This is a genomic window from Pseudomonas sp. So3.2b, assembly GCF_019464415.1.
Taxonomy (GTDB): Bacteria; Pseudomonadota; Gammaproteobacteria; order Pseudomonadales; family Pseudomonadaceae; genus Aquipseudomonas; species Aquipseudomonas shahriarae.
On record NZ_CP080494.1, the window covers coordinates 1,227,192 to 1,244,285 of the forward strand.

General features: G+C 58.3%; 20 protein-coding genes and 1 tRNA gene. 6 read left to right on the forward strand and 15 right to left on the reverse strand.

Features of this window, described 5'->3' with window-relative positions:
* Positions 1 to 103: 103 nt before the first annotated feature.
* The 14 genes from sctL to K1X80_RS05395 all read right to left on the reverse strand — a co-directional run bounded on the left by sctL (position 104) and on the right by K1X80_RS05395 (position 11,070).
* A complete protein-coding gene (gene sctL / locus K1X80_RS05330) occupies positions 104 to 694 on the reverse strand; it encodes a type III secretion system stator protein SctL (protein ID WP_057438025.1) in 591 nt (196 codons plus the stop codon).
* Entirely contained in the window at positions 678 to 1,259 is a 582-nt protein-coding gene (locus tag K1X80_RS28065; protein WP_057958292.1) for a hypothetical protein, read from the reverse strand. The genes sctL and K1X80_RS28065 overlap by 17 nt, the downstream gene beginning before the upstream one ends.
* Positions 1,252 to 2,040 (reverse strand): type III secretion system inner membrane ring lipoprotein SctJ, encoded by a 789-nt coding sequence (sctJ, locus tag K1X80_RS05340; protein ID WP_057958293.1) that lies wholly within the window; start codon positions 2,038 to 2,040, stop codon positions 1,252 to 1,254. Before sctJ ends, K1X80_RS28065 begins: the two co-directional genes overlap by 8 nt.
* Before the next feature lie 6 nt (positions 2,041 to 2,046).
* Positions 2,047 to 2,421 (reverse strand): hypothetical protein, encoded by a 375-nt coding sequence (locus K1X80_RS05345; protein WP_057958294.1) that lies wholly within the window; start codon positions 2,419 to 2,421, stop codon positions 2,047 to 2,049.
* A gap of 63 nt (positions 2,422 to 2,484) precedes the next feature.
* On the reverse strand, positions 2,485 to 2,664 hold the full coding sequence (locus K1X80_RS05350; RefSeq protein ID WP_081044173.1) for a hypothetical protein: 180 nt from the start codon (positions 2,662 to 2,664) through the stop codon (positions 2,485 to 2,487).
* A gap of 177 nt (positions 2,665 to 2,841) precedes the next feature.
* A complete protein-coding gene (locus tag K1X80_RS05355; protein WP_057958295.1) occupies positions 2,842 to 3,765 on the reverse strand; it encodes a sigma 54-interacting transcriptional regulator in 924 nt (307 codons plus the stop codon).
* 396 nt (positions 3,766 to 4,161) lie between these two features.
* Positions 4,162 to 5,262, reverse strand: coding sequence for a redox-regulated ATPase YchF (gene ychF / locus K1X80_RS05360; protein WP_057437736.1), 1,101 nt, complete (start codon positions 5,260 to 5,262; stop codon positions 4,162 to 4,164).
* 22 nt (positions 5,263 to 5,284) lie between these two features.
* The gene (gene pth / locus K1X80_RS05365) at positions 5,285 to 5,869 is read right to left on the reverse strand and encodes an aminoacyl-tRNA hydrolase (RefSeq protein ID WP_032857782.1); all 585 of its coding nucleotides are present in this window, start codon (positions 5,867 to 5,869) and stop codon (positions 5,285 to 5,287) included.
* Between the two features lie 168 nt (positions 5,870 to 6,037).
* Positions 6,038 to 6,637: a 50S ribosomal protein L25/general stress protein Ctc gene (locus tag K1X80_RS05370; protein ID WP_057958296.1), complete on the reverse strand. Its 600-nt coding sequence runs from the start codon at positions 6,635 to 6,637 to the stop codon at positions 6,038 to 6,040.
* Positions 6,638 to 6,775: 138 nt separating this feature from the next.
* Complete coding sequence (locus K1X80_RS05375) at positions 6,776 to 7,717, reverse strand: ribose-phosphate pyrophosphokinase (protein WP_003171603.1); 942 nt, start codon at positions 7,715 to 7,717, stop codon at positions 6,776 to 6,778.
* 45 nt (positions 7,718 to 7,762) lie between these two features.
* Positions 7,763 to 7,837, reverse strand: a tRNA-Gln gene (locus tag K1X80_RS05380).
* 36 nt (positions 7,838 to 7,873) lie between these two features.
* On the reverse strand, positions 7,874 to 8,722 hold the full coding sequence (ispE, locus tag K1X80_RS05385; RefSeq protein ID WP_115127432.1) for a 4-(cytidine 5'-diphospho)-2-C-methyl-D-erythritol kinase: 849 nt from the start codon (positions 8,720 to 8,722) through the stop codon (positions 7,874 to 7,876).
* A gap of 1 nt (position 8,723) precedes the next feature.
* Positions 8,724 to 9,341, reverse strand: coding sequence for a lipoprotein insertase outer membrane protein LolB (lolB, locus tag K1X80_RS05390; RefSeq protein ID WP_057437742.1), 618 nt, complete (start codon positions 9,339 to 9,341; stop codon positions 8,724 to 8,726).
* Between the two features lie 4 nt (positions 9,342 to 9,345).
* On the reverse strand, positions 9,346 to 11,070 hold the full coding sequence (locus K1X80_RS05395; RefSeq protein ID WP_128593274.1) for a tetratricopeptide repeat protein: 1,725 nt from the start codon (positions 11,068 to 11,070) through the stop codon (positions 9,346 to 9,348).
* Positions 11,071 to 11,252: 182 nt separating this feature from the next.
* On the opposite strand from K1X80_RS05395, the gene hemA reads away from it, so the two are divergent.
* The 6 genes from hemA to K1X80_RS05425 all read left to right on the forward strand — a co-directional run bounded on the left by hemA (position 11,253) and on the right by K1X80_RS05425 (position 16,620).
* Complete coding sequence (hemA, locus tag K1X80_RS05400) at positions 11,253 to 12,542, forward strand: glutamyl-tRNA reductase (RefSeq protein ID WP_057958299.1); 1,290 nt, start codon at positions 11,253 to 11,255, stop codon at positions 12,540 to 12,542.
* Positions 12,539 to 13,621, forward strand: a complete 1,083-nt coding sequence (gene prfA, locus K1X80_RS05405) for a peptide chain release factor 1 (protein ID WP_057437746.1) — start codon at positions 12,539 to 12,541, stop codon at positions 13,619 to 13,621. The genes hemA and prfA overlap by 4 nt, the downstream gene beginning before the upstream one ends.
* Positions 13,622 to 14,452 (forward strand): peptide chain release factor N(5)-glutamine methyltransferase, encoded by an 831-nt coding sequence (prmC, locus tag K1X80_RS05410; protein WP_220172703.1) that lies wholly within the window; start codon positions 13,622 to 13,624, stop codon positions 14,450 to 14,452.
* Positions 14,446 to 15,201 (forward strand): molybdopterin-synthase adenylyltransferase MoeB, encoded by a 756-nt coding sequence (locus tag K1X80_RS05415; protein ID WP_120731660.1) that lies wholly within the window; start codon positions 14,446 to 14,448, stop codon positions 15,199 to 15,201. Before prmC ends, K1X80_RS05415 begins: the two co-directional genes overlap by 7 nt.
* On the forward strand, positions 15,194 to 15,988 hold the full coding sequence (gene murI, locus K1X80_RS05420) for a glutamate racemase (RefSeq protein WP_057958302.1): 795 nt from the start codon (positions 15,194 to 15,196) through the stop codon (positions 15,986 to 15,988). Before K1X80_RS05415 ends, murI begins: the two co-directional genes overlap by 8 nt.
* A 113-nt stretch (positions 15,989 to 16,101) precedes the next feature.
* Positions 16,102 to 16,620: an acyloxyacyl hydrolase gene (locus K1X80_RS05425; protein WP_170060218.1), complete on the forward strand. Its 519-nt coding sequence runs from the start codon at positions 16,102 to 16,104 to the stop codon at positions 16,618 to 16,620.
* 151 nt (positions 16,621 to 16,771) lie between these two features.
* Here K1X80_RS05425 and K1X80_RS05430 read toward each other — a convergent pair whose 3' ends face one another.
* Positions 16,772 to 17,077, reverse strand: a complete 306-nt coding sequence (locus tag K1X80_RS05430; RefSeq protein ID WP_057958304.1) for a YkgJ family cysteine cluster protein — start codon at positions 17,075 to 17,077, stop codon at positions 16,772 to 16,774.
* Between the last annotated feature and the right edge of the window lie 17 nt (positions 17,078 to 17,094).

Here is a 17,094-nt window from a genome sequence, read left to right on the forward strand (position 1 = left end):
ATTTTTCTCCTGATGTGTCTGAGCTATGTGGTTCCCCTCAAATTTCAGTTCCATTTGTTTCGGTGTTTATTGATACATCTGTTCGGCAACGCTCCCTGACCCGTCAGGCACCTGGTGTTTGCACGTCACGGACCAGTACTGTTTCGCACAGGCTGGCCCAGTTGATACAGAAGTCCCCTTCCTCCGTTTCCAATACCAGGGATTGAGGACGGACCCGGTCATCAGGACGTAGTGTCCAAAACGTGGCGTGCTGCCTGGAAAGACAGCGTTCTACCTCGGCACACTCAAGTGGGTGACAGAGGAGTGTTGCCTTGCCTGATGGAACTTGAGTCGCCAGTAATTGCTTGACCAAGGCGCTAAGGCGCTGTGCCACAGGTGCCTCTTCAAGCAGGCAGAGGATGGTCTGGTTGGCAATAGAGGTGGCATATTGCTCCAGGTTGTCGCACATAACGTGCTGTTGTTTTTCCCATTCCTTGAGTTGCGCATTGGCCCGCCGCCAGAACTCCAGTGTGAGCTTTTCAAGGGCTTTTTCCCGGTGTTCGGTTGCCTGGCGCAGCAGTTCCTTGGCTTGGACCTTGGCACGGCTCAACAATTGACTGGCCCTGCGGCAATCCGCCAGCATTTCCTGGGAAATCAGGGTTTGCGGTAATCCTGGAGCACCGGTGCGCAACTCGATTTTACGTATGTTCAACATCATCCGTTCTCTGCTCAGTTTGATAAGTGAAGGATTGCTCGCTTGGCATGGTGGTTGCTCGCCAGACTATGGCCTGCCACAGCGTGTCCAGGCGGTTTCGAGCGTCATTGAGTGCGGGTGTGTGCTCTTCAGGGGGGTGGGTCCGACGGCGCTCAAACCGCAATCGAAGGCGTTGCCAGATGGCTGGGGTTACCCAGGCACGTAGCAATTGCAGTGGGTCTTCTTTACCGGACAACAGCGTGTCTGGGCGTAGTGCCTTGGACAGGCGCTGACACCACTCGTATTGGTCTTGGCTCAACTGGCTATCGGTGGCGGGGCGACAAACGTTGTCCAGCAGCGCCAGCATGCTCTCGAGTTGCTCCTGGGGGGCCAGCGCCAAGCGAAGGATTGTGGAGTGGGGCGTGGGCGGCAGGCAGGGTTCGATACCCAGCCGGGTATTCACGAAAACGTGCCGTGGGTGGTACAGGGCGCTCTGTGCATGATATTCGTCGAAGTTGCCCCAGTCGCTGTGTGAAAACTTCCACGGGAAAGCCCACCATCGGGCCCACTCCAACTGCTCACTCATGGGCCGGGGTGGCCGTGGTGAGTGTCTCACGCCGCAGGCGTTGACCACGCCTATGCCAGAACAGGGCGCCAGCCGGTACAAGTACTATGACGGCGGCTATCAACGCGAGGGTGCTGCGCCAAAAAACAAGGTCATCGCCCGGTATCAGAAACGGGCCGAAATAGCTCAGGCGTTGCTGCTCCTGGTAAGCCGTTGCGGGTACGAATACCACGGTCAGTTTTTGTGAGTTATCGACGGCCGTGGCCATGCCGGGAATGCTACTGGCGACCATCCGCCGGACGCGTCCGTGGATACTGTCAGGCTCCAGTCGCGGATCGTGTTTGATAAAGACCGAAGCGGATGCAGGTTGCACGGGTTCTCCAGGTGCAACGCGTTCTGGCAACACTACGTGGACCCGGGCGACAATCACCCCATCGATATTTGACAAGGTCGCCTCCAACTCCTGGGACAAGGCGTAGATGTAGCGGGCACGTTCCTCCAGTGGGGTGGAGATGACGCCTTCCTTGCGAAAGGTATCGCCCATTGTGGCGCGGGCCATCTTGGGCAAACCGACGGCATCAAGTGTACGCACTGCACGACTGATATCGGCGCTGTTCACTCGTACAACCACACCATCTTTGGCGGGGATTTTCTGGGCGCGTATGTGTTTGTCTGCCAGTTCCGCAATCACCTCATTGGCTTCCTGCTCGGAAAGCTGGCGATGGAGTTCGACACTGTCATTACACCCCGTGAGCACTAATGTCAGAGATAAAACCAACCCGGTGACCAGGAGACGAATCATGTTTACCTACTGCAGGTTGCTGATTTTTTCGATGAGCTGGGCACCCTTTGAGAGGCCCTTGACCAGCATCTGTGTTCCCAGCACCGTAGTGGACAGTTGGGTGGAGTAGCCGAGCGAGAAGTTTTCTCTCGTGCCGTTCCCCATCGCTTTCAGGGCTCTGCCCATATAGTTTGACGATTTGAGCAACTGGTTGGACATGTCCGTGAGGGCGTTCGGTGTAACCGTTGGGGCTACGGCTATTGCAGCTTGGCCTGAGTGCTCCAGGCTTGAGATGAAAAAGTTCACATCCTCGCTTTGGAACACAGGAGATGTAGCCATTGTGGAGGTTTTCAGGCGCTTTTCATCGGTTGATGAAAACGCCTGTAGCGCTTCTGTACGCATATAAAATCCCGAAGCCAGACAGTGAGGCTGCGTCCCCTGCCAGGAGGCAGGGGACGCAGTGGGTTATCGCATTGCTTCAATATTTTTTTTCTGTTCACTCAGCTTGAAGGATTCGTTACCTTCCTTCAGGGATTCACGCTGGATGGCTCTACGTTGTGCTTTCAGGTCTGCGTTATCTCCGTCGCCAAAACCAAAATTTGAAGAGCCGCCACTATTACTATTACCAACGCCACTGACACCCATATTTGTTTACTCCATGATCATTAACGTAAAAGGTGGTTGCTGACAGTGTTTCAAATGCCCCTTGACGTTGGGCAGTCAAAGCCTGTAGCCATTATCTATGTGGTTGCAAATAGCATGTCGTTCCAAAGCCTGTGGGAGCAGCTGTATCGAAATATGTCCTTGTTGAGCAGTCTTCATTCACTCCAGCGATATTCCCAGTTGCTTCATTCGATGGTAGAGCGTGCGTTTGGCGATATTCAGTTCGGTCGCCACACTGTCCACGTTATAAACATGGCGGCGCAGGGATTCTTCAATCAGAAGTTTCTCTATTTGCTGCAAGCGTTCTTTTAAGTTCAAATTATTGTCTTCGGTGCTCATTAAAGGCACTGAAGTTGGAGGCAGTCCCAGCACGAAACGCTTGGCGGTTGAGCGCAACTCTCGGACGTTACCGCGCCATGGGTGACACAGCAATTGTTGAATGAGGGTGCTGGGCGGTTGTGGAACTGGGCACTTAAAGTACTCTGCCTCTTGCCGGATCATGTTAAAAAATAACGGAATAATCCGCTCGGGGCGTTCACGTAAGGGGGGGAGGGTGATGTTGACGACATTCAGGCGAAAGTACAGGTCTCGTCTGAACGCACCTTGTTCCACCATGTCGTGCAGCGAATGTTGGGCTGAAGCTATGATGCGTATGTCCAGCGGGATAAACCGCGTAGAGCCCAGCCGCTCGACACCCCGAGCCTCCAGCACACGCAGCAACTTCGCTTGCAAAGTGAGTGGCATGCTATCGATTTCATCCAGGTATAAAGTGCCCAGATGGGCGGCTTCAATAAATCCTGCACGTGATTGTATGGCCCCGGTATAGGCGCCACTGTTGACTCCGAACAGTTGGCTTTCTGCAAGGCTTTCCGGTATCGCTGCGCAATTGATGGCAACAAAGTTACCTTTTCGATGAGATAAACGGTGCACACGTTGCGCCAGTGTATCTTTACCAGTGCCTGTTTCGCCCAACAGCAATATATCGATGTTCTGCGTGGCGGTATTGTGGATTGTGCTTTCGATATCCGGGCACTCGGTTAGCGATGTGTCAGTCTCGAACTCGTACTGATAGGAGGTCGACATATTGCTGTTGCTCCAATAATGTGTCGCTTCACTATTGTGGGACTAAAGTTTGTTATATGTTGGTAAGTAGATAGTAAAATTTCTGGATTGTCATCGTGGTTAAAAATGGTAAATGGCGGCTTTGTTGTGCGAAAGGCTTGGTGGCCTGGGGTTTTATATAAGTCAAGTGTCTGGTTGTGTGGATATGCTTATTCTCGGCAGGAATAGTCTACAAGTAGCTGTGAGTTTTCTGTTGAGAAGATTTTTTGTCTGCGGAGTGGAATATTTGTATTTGAATCTTTTGATTTATAAGGTAAGTGATTGTTTCGTTGTGATGGGTAACAGAAATCATCGCCCACAAAAAAGCCGATGCAGAGCATCGGCTTTTTGTTCTACCGCTTGGATCGTACAGCCAGCTTACACGTTGAAGCGGAAGTGCATCACATCGCCATCCTTGACGACATATTCCTTGCCTTCCAGGCGCCATTTACCGGCTTCCTTGGCCCCGGCTTCACCCTTGAACTGGATAAAGTCGTTGTAGGCGATCACTTCCGCGCGGATAAAGCCTTTTTCGAAGTCGGTGTGGATCACACCGGCAGCCTGTGGCGCGGTGGCGCCGACCTTGACGGTCCAGGCACGTACTTCTTCGACGCCGGCGGTGAAGTAGGTCTGCAGGTGCAGCATTTCGTAGCCCGCACGGATCACGCGGTTCAGGCCAGGCTCTTCCAGGCCCAGGGCCTCGAGGAACATGTCTTTCTCTTCGCCGTCTTCAAGTTCGGCGATTTCCGCTTCGATCTTGTTGCAGACCGGTACAACCATTGCGCCTTCTTCTTCGGCAATGGCCAGGACCACGTCGAGCAGCGGGTTGTTCTCGAAACCGTCTTCAGCCACGTTGGCGATGTACATCACAGGCTTGGTGGTCAGCAGGTGGAAGCCCTTGATCACGGCCTTTTCGTCGACGCTCATGTTCTTCATCAGGCTGCGTGCCGGCTTGCCCAGGGTGAAGTGTGCGATCAACTGCTCCAGCAGGGCCTTCTGGACCACTGCGTCCTTGTCGCCGCCTTTGGCGTTGCGCGTGACCTTTTGCAGTTGCTTCTCGCAGCTGTCGAGGTCGGCGAAGATCAGTTCCAGGTCGATGATCTCGATGTCGCGTTTCGGGTCGACGCTGTTGGAGACGTGAATCACGTTCTCGTCTTCAAAGCAGCGGACCACGTGGGCGATGGCATCGGTCTCACGGATGTTGGCGAGGAACTTGTTGCCCAGGCCTTCACCTTTCGACGCGCCAGCCACCAGGCCGGCGATGTCGACGAACTCCATGGTGGTCGGCAGGATGCGCTTGGGATTGACGATGGCCGCCAGGGCCTCCAGGCGCGGATCGGGCATTGGCACGATACCGGTGTTGGGTTCGATGGTGCAGAAGGGGAAGTTCTCCGCCGCAATACCGGACTTGGTCAGGGCGTTGAACAGGGTGGACTTGCCGACGTTAGGTAAGCCGACGATGCCGCAATTGAATCCCATGGTGTTTCCCCTCGCAAAAAAGTCAGGCCTTCTGGCTGTGCAGGTTTTTCATCGCACGGTTCCATTCACCGGCGAAGATATCCGGCAGCACGCCGAGGGCAAAGTCGATGCTGGCATCGAGTTTTTCCTGTTCGGCGCGTGGCGCACGACCCAGGACGAAATTTGAAACCATACTGGCAACGCCTGGGTGGCCAATGCCGAGCCGCAGGCGGTAAAACGTATTCTGATTGCCCAACTGCGCAATGATGTCGCGCAGGCCATTATGACCGCCGTGGCCGCCGCCTTGCTTGAGCTTGGCAACGCCGGGTGGCAGGTCCAGTTCGTCATGGGCCACCAGGATTTCTTCGGGTTTGATCCGGAAGAAGCCCGCAAGCGCCGCGACAGCCTGGCCGCTGCGGTTCATGTAGGTGGTGGGAATCAGCAGACGAACATCCTGACCCTGATGCGAGAAGCGTCCGGTCAGGCCAAAATATTTGCGATCGGCCACCAGGTTGATGCCTTGGGCGTGGGCGATGCGCTCAACAAAAAGGGCCCCCGCGTTGTGCCGGGTCTGTTCGTATTCGGCGCCTGGATTTCCCAGGCCAACGATCAGTTTAATGGCAGTCACGACAGGGGCCCTTCCTTTGGAGTTGTGGATAACATCGCCGCAACCTCATTGCGGCGAAAGTGGACGACAGGAGCTCACTTATCCAGAGATAAACTTCGCGTTATCGCCCGCTTTCTCGCTACGTTTCGGTCCGCGATGTTTCCTCAAGCTCCGGCATTACAGAGTGAATTACTCTGCAGCGCCTTCTTCAGCTTCTGGAGCAACACGTGGAGCGTGGACGTTGGCAACAGCCTTGTCATCACCGTGAGCCAGAGCAACGAACTCAACGCCTTTAGGGGCCTTGAGGTCGGACAGGTGAACGATGTCACCGATTTCCAGAGCCGACAGGTCGACTTCGATGAACTCAGGCAGGTCTTTAGGCAGGCAGGTCACTTCGATCTCGGCGATAAGGTGCGAGACTTCGCCGCCTTTCTTGACCGGAGCTTCTTCACCAGCAAAGTGCACAGGTACGATAGCGGTCAGTTTCTGACCTGCTACGACGCGTACGAAGTCAGCGTGCAGCACGTGACCTTTAGCTGGGTGACGTTGCAGGGCCTTGATGATGACGTTCTGCTTTTTGCCGCCAACGTTCAGCTCGATGATGTGGCTGTAGGCCGCATCGTTTTCGAGCAGTTTGGCAATTTCTTTAGCCAGCATGCTGATGGACTCAGGGGCTTTTTCGCCACCGTAGACTACAGCTGGAACCAGGCTTGCGAGACGACGCAGGCGGCGGCTCGCACCTTTCCCCAGGTCGGAACGCAGTTCAGCATTCAAAGTAAAATCGTTCATGTTGTATCTCCAAAATAACCACATTCGCCCCAGCGTTTGCGACCAGCGCTAAAGGCGATATGGGCAAAAAAGCCCCGCCCCAGCATTGTGCTGGGGCGGGGCGCTTTTCGTCAGGTTGATGCCGCCAGGGTTTGACCCTTAGCGGAACATCGCGCTGATCGATTCTTCATTGCTGATACGGCGAACCGCCTCAGCAACAACCGGTGCGATATCCAGTTGACGGATACGTGCACAGGCTTGAGCAGCAGCGGACAACGGGATGGTGTTAGTCACCACCAGTTCGTCCAGCACAGAGTTCTCGATGTTCTCGATCGCTCGGCCCGACAGCACAGGGTGTGTGCAGTAGGCGAAGACTTTAGCCGCACCGTGCTCTTTCAAGGCTTTTGCCGCGTGGCACAAGGTGCCGGCGGTATCAACCATGTCATCGACCAGAATACAGGTACGCCCTTCGACATCACCGATGATATGCATCACTTCAGAGTGATTGGCTTTCTCGCGGCGTTTGTCGATGATCCCGAGGTCCACGCCCAGGGATTTGGCAACAGCCCGTGCACGCACGACGCCACCAATGTCCGGGGACACGATCATCAGGTTTTCAAAGCGCTGGTCTTCGATGTCATCCACCAGAACGGGGGAGCCGTAGATGTTATCTACCGGAATATCGAAGAACCCCTGGATTTGGTCAGCGTGCAGGTCAACCGTGAGAACACGGTCGATACCTACCACGGTCAGCATGTCAGCGACGACTTTCGCGCTGATAGCCACACGTGCGGAACGCGGACGGCGATCCTGACGGGCATAACCAAAGTAAGGGATTACAGCTGTGATTCGAGTCGCTGAGGAGCGGCGGAAGGCATCAGCCATCACGACGAGTTCCATCAGGTTATCGTTGGTCGGAGCGCAAGTCGGCTGAATAATGAAAACATCTTTACCGCGGACATTTTCATTGATCTCGGCTGTAATTTCGCCGTCGGAAAACTTACCGACAGAGATGTCACCGAGAGGGATATGCAGCTGACGTACGACACGTCGAGCCAGATCGGGGTTAGCGTTCCCCGTAAAGACCATCATCTTGGACACGCGCAGTACCTAGAGGCTGAGGGTAACCTGGATGAGTATAGAAAATGGCAGGGGCGGCTGGATTCGAACCAACGCATGGCAGGATCAAAACCTGCTGCCTTACCGCTTGGCGACGCCCCTGTATCTGTTGCAACGAGTACCCAGTACTCGGTTCCTTTAGAGCAGACTTTGCAGCTTGCGATGCAACATCGAAACGTTGCTTCCCTTTGCTACAAACCCTGTAAGGGTCTCTGTAAGAAGGGCCGAGACTTTATCAGCTTCAGCTTTGCTTGGGAAGCCCCCAAACACACAACTTCCAGTTCCGGTGAGTTTTGCTTCGGTAAATTTACCTAACAAATTCAATGCGTTACGTACATCTGGATAACGCCTTGCTACCACCGGTAAGCAGTCATTTCGACTGTTTCCCTTGGGAACGGGGCGCACTTTAATGGGAGAAGAGTTACGTGTCAACAACGGATCTGAAAAAATTTCTGCTGTACTTACAGATACTTGCGGAACAAGCACGACATACCACGGCTCTTCGGGGTCTACAGGGGTGAGTTTTTCCCCTACACCCTCAGCAAATGCGGCGTGTCCACGCACAAAAACCGGGACGTCGGCGCCCAGGGTCAGGCCCAGTGCGGCCAGGCGATCTTCATCCCAGCCAAGCTGCCACAAGTGATTGAGGCCGAGCAGGGTGGTCGCGGCATTCGAGCTGCCACCACCGATACCGCCACCCATGGGCAGGATTTTGTCGATCCAGATATCAATGCCCAGCGGGCAACCGGATTGTTCCTGAAGTTTTTTTGCGGCCTTCACGATCAGATTGCTGTCATGGGGCACGTCGGCAAATTCGGTGTGCAGCTGAATCACGCCATCGTCGCGCACGGCGAAGGTCATCTCATCGCCATAATCGAGAAATTGAAACAGCGTCTGCAACTCGTGGTAGCCGTCTTCACGACGTCCGAGGATGTGCAGCATCAGATTGAGCTTGGCCGGGGAGGGCAGGGTCAGGCGTTCGCTCATGTCACTGCCCCAGCTTGCGTGGTTGCCAGTCCTTGATCACCAGCGTGACGTCAAGGTTGGAGCCGTGCAGCTTGATGCGTTCGGGCAGCCAGTAGCCGCTTTGTTCCACATAGCTGAGGTATTCGACCCGCCAGCCATCCTGTTCCAGGGTGGCCAGGCGGCTGTCGCCATTGAGGCTCAGACGGCTCTTGCTCTCGGGCGCGGGCAGGCCGCGAACCCACCAGACCAGATGGGAGACCGGCAGCTTCCAGCCGACCTGCTCTTCAAGCAAGGCTTCCGGCGATGGCGCTTCGTAGCGGCCCTGGTTGGCCACTTCCAGGCTCACTTGCCCCGGTCGACCGGTCAGGCGCGCAGCACCGCGACCCAGGGGGCCAGAAAGGCGGATGTCGTAATAGTCCTGGCGTTGCAGCCAGAACAAGGTGCCGCTGCCCGAATCCTTCGGTGCGCGAACCCCGATCTTGCCTTCGATCTGCCAGCCATCAATGCTGCTGAGCTGATCCTTATGCTGTCGCCACTGTGCCGGGTTGCCCTGGCCTTCGACGGACTCACGGGCACCGAAGCCCGCACAACCGGCGAGCAGGGCGATAAAACTGAAAACGATGGCGTGGCGCAAAAACATAGAATTAAAGAGTCTCGGATCCGGTCAGGCGCTTGATGGTGCTGCGCAGGATAGGGCTGTCGGGTTGTTCCTTGAGGAACTTGCCCCAGATTTGTCGGGCTTCGCGTTGTTTGCCCTGGGCCCAGAGCACTTCGCCCAGGTGCGCGGCGACTTCCTGGTCGGGGAATCGCTCCAGGGCCTGGCGCAGCAGGCGTTCGGCTTCATCGAGGTTGCCCAGGCGGTAATTCACCCAGCCCAGGCTGTCGAGCACTGCCGGGTCTTCCGGGTTGAGCTGGTGCGCCTGTTCGATCAGAGCCTTGGCCTCGGCATAGCGCGTCGTACGGTCTGACAAGGTGTAACCCAGGGCGTTCAGTGCCATGGCATTGTCCGGGTCGCGCTTGATGATCAGGCGCAGGTCTTTTTCCATCTGCGCCAGGTCGTTGCGTTTTTCGGCCAGCATGGCGCGGGTGTACAGCAGGTTCAGGTCGTCGGGGTATTGCAGCAGGGCCTGGGCGAGGATTTTCCAGGCGCGCTCCCCCTGATTGTTGGCCGACAAGGTTTCGGCCTGGATCAGATACAGCTGGATGGCGTAGTCCGGCTCGGCATCGCGGGCGGCGGCCAGGCGTTTTTCGGCTTCGTCGGTGCGGCCGTTATTCATCAGGATATCGGCCTGGCGCAGTTGTGCCGGCAGATAGTCATTGCCGGGGCCGACCTGGGCGTACTCGATCAGCGCGCCTTGCGGGTCATCCCGTTCTTCGGCGATGCGCCCCAGGTTCAGGTGGGCCGAATCGACATGGCTTTCCCGCGCGATCAGGTCTTCCAGGTAGCCCTTGGCCTCTTCCCAGGCCTTGGCTTCCAGGCATACCAGCGCCAGGGAATAACGCAATTCGTCATCGTCCGGGTATTGCTGGACCAGGCTGGCGAACTCCACCTTGGCGCCTTCCATGCGGTCCTGTTCTACCAGCATGCGCGCATAAGTCAGGCGCAGACGCTTGTCGTCCGGATACTTCTTGATGCTTTTTTGCAGCAGCGGCAAGGCTTCCTTACCGCGGTTGAGGCTTTGCAGCAGGCGCGCGCGCAGCAGCAGCGGGGCGATCTCACCTTCTTCCGGCGGGTTTTGCTCCAGCAGCTTGAGGGCCGCTTGCGGTTCGTCATCCTGTTGCAGCAGCAGCGCCTTGCCAAATACCAGTTGGCCATTGCTCGGGTGCTTTTGCAGCAGGCGGTCGAAACTCTTCATCAGACCATCGCGGGTGTCCTGGTCGGTGTCGGCAGCAGACAGGGCGAGGAAGTCGAAATGGGTATCGCCCTTGCCCTGCAAGACTTTCTCCATATAGACCATGGAGTCGTCGTAGCGCCCGGCACGCGCCAACTGGATTGCCGCAGCGCGTTGGGCTTCGAGGTCGTCCGGGGCGTTTTTCGCCCAGATCAGTGCGGTGTCCAGGGCGGCCTGGTCGGCGCCCAGGTATTCGGCGATGCGAAACGCGCGCTCGGAAATCCCCGGGTCCTGGGTGTTGATGGCCTGGGTCACGTAGTTATCCAGGGCAATGTCGAAACGATTGCGCTGGCCGGCCAGCTCCGCGCTCAGCAGGCTGAACACCGTTTCTTCGCTGAACGAGGAATAAACCTTGGGCTTTTCAGGGGCGGGGGTGTTGTCTTCCACCGGCGCAGGACTCTGCGGCGATACGGGGGCCATGGACTGGCAGCCGCCTAGGAAGGCAAGGGCAAGGAGCAACGCGGAAGATCTATTCATATAGGAAGAGGACGACTAACCTGCGGTCGGATCATCATGACACAAGCCCTCGGCCAAACATAACCGAGTCTCAATTGGCGCCTTTATAGGCATAGGGCATTAGGACAATAGACGACGGTGGTTGTTCTGAATCAGTCGAAGTAGGACAATTGTCGGCTTCTCGACATCATCAGCGATATTGAATGGCCTTCCTTGCTCTGGGTATCAACCACAAGACTGCTTCTGTAGACGTCCGCGAGCGCGTGGCGTTTACCCCGGAGCAGTTGGTTGAGGCTTTGCAGCAGCTGTGCCGGCTCACCGACAGCCGCGAAGCTGCGATCCTTTCCACCTGCAACCGCAGCGAGCTCTATATAGAGCAGGAACATCTTTCGTCGGATGGGGTGCTGCGCTGGCTGGCTGATTACCACCATTTGAGCCTGGATGACCTGCGCGCCAGCGCTTATGTGCATGAAGATGATGCGGCAGTTCGTCACATGATGCGTGTGGCGTCCGGGCTCGATTCGCTGGTGTTGGGCGAACCGCAGATCCTCGGCCAGATGAAATCGGCCTACGCCGTAGCCCGCGAAGCCGGGACCGTGGGGCCGTTGTTGGGGCGTTTGTTCCAGGCCACTTTCAACTCGGCCAAACAGGTGCGCACTGATACGGCCATCGGTGAAAACCCGGTCTCCGTGGCGTTTGCCGCCGTCAGCCTGGCCAAGCAGATTTTCAGCGACCTGCAACGCAGCCAGGCCCTGCTGATCGGCGCGGGCGAGACCATCACCCTGGTCGCCCGGCACCTGCATGACCTGGGCGTGAAGCGCATCGTGGTGGCCAACCGGACCCTGGAGCGCGCCAGCATCCTGGCCGAAGAGTTCGGCGCCCACGCCGTGTTGCTGGCCGATATTCCGGCCGAACTGGTGCGCAGCGATATCGTCATCAGTTCCACCGCCAGCCAGTTGCCGATCCTCGGCAAGGGCGCAGTGGAAAGCGCCCTGAAACTGCGCAAGCACAAACCGATTTTCATGGTGGATATCGCCGTTCCCCGGGATATCGAGCCGGAAGTCGGCGAGTTGGACGACGTTTACCTCTATAGCGTCGACGATCTGCACGAAGTGGTCGCCGAAAACCTCAAGAGCCGCCAGGGCGCTGCCCAGGCGGCCGAGGAAATGGTCGCGATCGGCGCCGATGACTTTATGGTGCGCCTGCGCGAGCTGGCCGCCGTGGATGTGCTCAAGGCCTATCGCCAACAGGGCGAGCGCTTGCGTGACGAAGAATTGATCAAGGCCCAGCGCCTGCTGGCCAATGGCGGCAACGCTGAAGACATTTTGATGCAATTGGCCCGTGGCCTTACCAACAAGCTGTTGCATGCTCCCAGCGTACAGCTTAAAAAACTGACAGCCGAAGGCCGCCTCGATGCGCTGGCCATGGCCCAGGAACTCTTTGCCCTCGGAGAGGGCGCGTCAGACAGCTCTTCGGATAAAAAACCGCAATGAAAGCGTCACTGCTCAATAAACTGGACGTGCTCCAGGACCGTTTCGAAGAACTGACTGCCTTGCTCGGCGATGGCGAGGTTATTTCCGATCAGACCAAGTTCCGTGCCTATTCCAAGGAATACGCCGAAGTTGAGCCGATTGTCACCACCTATTCGCAACTGCTCAAAGTGCAGGCCGACCTCGAAGGTGCCCAGGCACTGCTCAAGGACAGCGACCCGGACATGCGTGAAATGGCCGTGGAAGAAGTCCGCGAAGCCAAAGATAAGCTCATCGAGTTGGAGGGCGACCTGCAACGCATGTTGCTGCCCAAAGACCCCAACGACGGGCGCAACGTATTCCTGGAAATCCGCGCCGGTACTGGCGGTGACGAGGCGGCGATCTTCTCCGGCGACCTGTTCCGCATGTATTCGCGCTATGCCGAGCGGCGCGGCTGGCGCGTGGAAATCCTCTCGGAGAACGAAGGGGAGCACGGCGGCTACAAGGAAATCATTGCCCGGGTCGAAGGCGAGAACGTCTACGGCAAGCTGAAATTCGAGTCCGGCGTGCACCGCGTACAGCGTGTGCCCGCCACCGAATCCCAGGGCCGTATCCATACCTCGGCCTGCACCGTGGCGGTATTGCCCGAGCCGGACGAGCAGGAAGCCATTGAAATCAACCCGGCAGACTTGCGGGTCGACACTTACCGCTCGTCGGGCGCCGGTGGCCAGCACGTCAACAAGACCGACTCGGCGATCCGCATCACCCACTTGCCGTCCGGCATTGTGGTGGAGTGCCAGGAAGAACGCTCCCAGCACAAGAACCGTGCGCGGGCCATGTCCTGGTTGTCGGCCAAGCTCAACGACCAGCAGACCAGCGCCGCCGCCAACGCCATTGCCAGTGAGCGCAAGTTGCTGGTGGGCTCGGGTGACCGTTCCGAACGCATTCGCACCTATAACTACGCCCAGGGCCGGGTTACCGACCATCGGGTCAACCTGACCCTGTATTCCCTGGACGAGATCCTTGCCGGTGGCGTGGACGCAGTGATCGAGCCGTTGCTCGCCGAATACCAGGCGGACCAACTGGCCGCGATAGGTGAATAAATGACCATTATTGCCAGCTTGCTGCGCGCCGCCGACCTGCCGGACTCGCCTACCGCGCGCCTGGATGTGGAGTTGTTGCTGGCCGCTGCCTTGGGCAAGTCCCGCAGCTACCTGCACACCTGGCCGGAAAAAATCGTCAGCAGCGAAGACGCGCTGCGCTTTGCCGACTACCTGCAACGTCGCCGCAGCGGCGAGCCGGTGGCCTATATCCTCGGCCAGCAAGGTTTCTGGAAGCTTGACCTGGAAGTCGCGCCGCACACCCTGATCCCGCGCCCGGACACCGAACTGCTGGTGGAAGCGGCCCTGGAGTTGTTGCCCGCGACCCCGGCCAATGTCCTCGACCTGGGCACTGGCAGCGGCGCCATCGCCCTGGCCCTGGCCAGCGAGCGCCCGGCCTGGCGCGTGACGGCGGTGGATCGCGTGCTGGAAGCCGTGGCCCTGGCCGAGCGCAATCGCCAGCGCCTGCACCTGGAAAACGTCACGGTGCTCAATAGTCACTGGTTCAGCGCCCTCAAAGATCACACCTATCACCTGATCATCAGCAACCCGCCCTATATTGCCGACAGCGATCCGCACCTGGCGGCGGGTGATGTGCGTTTCGAGCCGGTCAGCGCATTGGTGGCCGGCCACGACGGCCTGGACGACCTGCGCCTGATCATCGCCCAGGCGCCGCAGCACCTGGAGGCCGGTGGCTGGTTGTTGCTCGAGCATGGTTACGACCAGGCTCCGGCCGTGCGCGACCTGCTGCTGGCGCAAGGTTTCGAAGAGGTCCACAGCCGTATCGACCTCGGCGGCCATGAGCGCATCAGCCTGGGGCGCCGGCCGTGCTGACCGATCAGGAGCTGTTGCGCTACAGCCGGCAGATCCTGTTGCAACAGGTCGATATCGACGGCCAGTTACGCCTGAAAAACAGCCGCGTGCTGATTGTCGGCCTTGGCGGCCTGGGCGCTCCGGTGGCCTTGTACCTGGCAGCGGCTGGCGTCGGTGAGCTGCATCTGGCGGACTTTGACACCGTCGACCTGACCAACCTGCAACGCCAGATCATCCACGACACCGACAGCATCGGCCTGAGCAAGGTCGATTCCGCCATCGGCCGCTTGAGCGCGATCAACCCCGAGATCCGACTGATTGCCCACCGCACGGCGCTGGACGCTGATTCGTTGGCCGCCGCCGTGTCCAATGTGGACCTGGTGCTCGACTGCTGTGACAACTTCGCCACCCGCGAAGCGGTGAACGCGGCGTGCGTGGCAGCTGGCAAGCCCCTGGTCAGCGGCGCGGCGATTCGCCTCGAAGGCCAGCTCTCGGTGTTTGATCCGCGGCGTCCGGAAAGCCCGTGCTACCACTGCTTATATGGGCACGGCAGCGATACCGAGCTGACCTGCAGCGAAGCCGGCGTCGTCGGCCCGCTGGTGGGGTTGGTCGGCAGCCTGCAAGCCCTGGAAGCCCTGAAGCTGCTGGCTGGCTTTGGCACACCGCTGGTTGGGCGCCTGCTGTTGATCGACGCCCTGGGCACACGTTTTCGCGAACTGCGGGTCAAGCGCGATCCCGGTTGCAGCGTCTGCGGCAGCCAGCATGGTTAAGGATGCACCGATTGGTGTGTTCGACTCCGGCGTTGGCGGCCTGTCGGTGCTGGACGAAATTCATCGTTTATTGCCCCATGAGTCGCTGCTGTACGTGGCGGATTGCGGGCATATCCCCTACGGCGAGAAAACCCCGGCGTTCATTCGCGAACGTTCGCGGGTGGTCGCGGAGTTTTTCCGCGAGCAGGGCGCCAAGGCCTTTGTGATCGCCTGCAACACGGCAACCGTAGCCGCGGTTGCGGACTTGCGTATTGATTATCCGGATTGGCCCCTGGTGGGCATGGAGCCGGCAGTCAAACCAGCCGCCGCCGCGACCCGCAGCGGGGTGATCGGGGTGCTCGCCACCACGGGCACCCTGCAAAGCGCCAAGTTCGCCGCGTTACTGGACCGCTTTGCCAGCGATGTGCGGGTGGTCACCCAACCCTGTCCGGGGCTGGTGGAGTTGATCGAGGCCGGCGACCTGGGCAGCCCGGCGCTGCGCCAGTTGCTGCAGGGGTACGTCACGCCGCTGGTCGAGGCCGGGTGCGACACCATCATCCTCGGTTGCACTCATTATCCTTTCCTCAAGCCATTGCTGGCGACGATGCTGCCACCGACGGTCATCCTGATCGACACCGGGGCGGCCGTGGCGCGTCAGTTGCAGCGTCTGCTGGGCGAGCGCCAACTGCTGGCCGAGGGCAATCCTCGGGCTGCGCAGTTCTGGACCAGCGGTGATCCGCAGCATCTAAGAAATATCCTACCCACACTGTGGAAGTTCAGCGGCGTTGTGCGAAGCTTCGGTCTGTGAAAAATTCGTGAAATAGCGGGTTTTTTAGCTGAACTTCTGCGTAGTCCGTGATTTCTATAGCTCTTGATTAGCGGTACACAACCATACAACTTCGTTTGGAAAGGATGTTTCTTATGAAGCGCTTGTTCTGTTTGGCTGCGATTGCAGCCGCTGTGTTGGGACACTCGGTTTCGGCCCAGGCTGCCGGCCTGGAATTTGCGGTAGGGCATACCAGCGATTCGACCATGACTTATCGTCTGGGCCTGCAATCGGACTGGGACAAGAGCTGGTGGCAGAGCGATGTGGGGCGCCTGACCGGCTACTGGAGCGGCGCTTATACCTTCTGGGACGGTGATGAACGTGCGAGTGTCAGCAGCCTGTCGTTTTCGCCGGTGTTTGTGTACGAATTCGCCGGCGAGTCGGTGAAACCCTATATCGAAGCGGGGATCGGCGTGGCGCTGTTCTCACGCACTCGGGTCGAGGACAACAACATCGGCGGGGCCTTCCAGTTCGAAGACCGCCTGGGCTTCGGCTTGCGTTTTGCCGGCGGGCATCAGGTGGGGATCCGTGCCACGCACTATTCCAACGCAGGCATCAGTAGTCACAACGATGGTATCGAGAGCTATTCGTTGAACTACACCCTGCCGCTCTGATATTCCCCGGCACAGCAGAACCCATGTGGAAGCCGGGCTTGCCCGCGATGCAGATGGCTCGGTGCTTCAGACAAACCGAAGTGATGCTATCGCAGGCAAGCCAGCTCCCACATAAGCCCGCTCCCCCATTTGAGCTCGGCAGTTTTCACGGTCAGCGGTAGACCGTCGCAATCCCCTGGCGCTCTTCAAGGCACTCCGGCGCGCCCATCTCGAACTCCCGGCAAATCAGCGGTCGCTTCTCATAGATGGTGCACATCATCGTGTCGCGATCCAGCGCCGCGCACCAGCCGTCGTCCAGGCGCAGCATGACTTCGCCGCCCCAATCGTCCGTGTCGATAAAGCGATCAGGCACGCCGGTGTCGGTGATCAACATGACTTCCAGTTGGCAGCAGCAAGCTGCACACGTGGAGCACGTCACGGCGGGTTCGGCGATTTGAATGTGGGGAATGGTGGTCATAGGCGCGCAGTGTAAGG

What these genes read in the sequence shown, in the direction of transcription:
- sctL (WP_057438025.1), bottom strand. Translation starts at nt 694, where the DNA reads ATGTTGAACATACGTAAAATCGAGTTGCGCACCGGTGCTCCAGGATTA.
- K1X80_RS28065 (WP_057958292.1), bottom strand. Translation starts at nt 1,259, where the DNA reads ATGAGTGAGCAGTTGGAGTGGGCCCGATGGTGGGCTTTCCCGTGGAAG.
- sctJ (WP_057958293.1), bottom strand. Translation starts at nt 2,040, where the DNA reads ATGATTCGTCTCCTGGTCACCGGGTTGGTTTTATCTCTGACATTAGTG.
- K1X80_RS05345 (WP_057958294.1), bottom strand. Translation starts at nt 2,421, where the DNA reads ATGCGTACAGAAGCGCTACAGGCGTTTTCATCAACCGATGAAAAGCGC.
- K1X80_RS05350 (WP_081044173.1), bottom strand. Translation starts at nt 2,664, where the DNA reads ATGGGTGTCAGTGGCGTTGGTAATAGTAATAGTGGCGGCTCTTCAAAT.
- K1X80_RS05355 (WP_057958295.1), bottom strand. Translation starts at nt 3,765, where the DNA reads ATGTCGACCTCCTATCAGTACGAGTTCGAGACTGACACATCGCTAACC.
- ychF (WP_057437736.1), bottom strand. Translation starts at nt 5,262, where the DNA reads ATGGGATTCAATTGCGGCATCGTCGGCTTACCTAACGTCGGCAAGTCC.
- K1X80_RS05370 (WP_057958296.1), bottom strand. Translation starts at nt 6,637, where the DNA reads ATGAACGATTTTACTTTGAATGCTGAACTGCGTTCCGACCTGGGGAAA.
- ispE (WP_115127432.1), bottom strand. Translation starts at nt 8,722, where the DNA reads ATGAGCGAACGCCTGACCCTGCCCTCCCCGGCCAAGCTCAATCTGATG.
- lolB (WP_057437742.1), bottom strand. Translation starts at nt 9,341, where the DNA reads ATGTTTTTGCGCCACGCCATCGTTTTCAGTTTTATCGCCCTGCTCGCC.
- K1X80_RS05395 (WP_128593274.1), bottom strand. Translation starts at nt 11,070, where the DNA reads ATGAATAGATCTTCCGCGTTGCTCCTTGCCCTTGCCTTCCTAGGCGGC.
- hemA (WP_057958299.1), top strand. Translation starts at nt 11,253, where the DNA reads ATGGCCTTCCTTGCTCTGGGTATCAACCACAAGACTGCTTCTGTAGAC.
- prfA (WP_057437746.1), top strand. Translation starts at nt 12,539, where the DNA reads ATGAAAGCGTCACTGCTCAATAAACTGGACGTGCTCCAGGACCGTTTC.
- prmC (WP_220172703.1), top strand. Translation starts at nt 13,622, where the DNA reads ATGACCATTATTGCCAGCTTGCTGCGCGCCGCCGACCTGCCGGACTCG.
- murI (WP_057958302.1), top strand. Translation starts at nt 15,194, where the DNA reads ATGGTTAAGGATGCACCGATTGGTGTGTTCGACTCCGGCGTTGGCGGC.
- K1X80_RS05425 (WP_170060218.1), top strand. Translation starts at nt 16,102, where the DNA reads ATGAAGCGCTTGTTCTGTTTGGCTGCGATTGCAGCCGCTGTGTTGGGA.
- K1X80_RS05430 (WP_057958304.1), bottom strand. Translation starts at nt 17,077, where the DNA reads ATGACCACCATTCCCCACATTCAAATCGCCGAACCCGCCGTGACGTGC.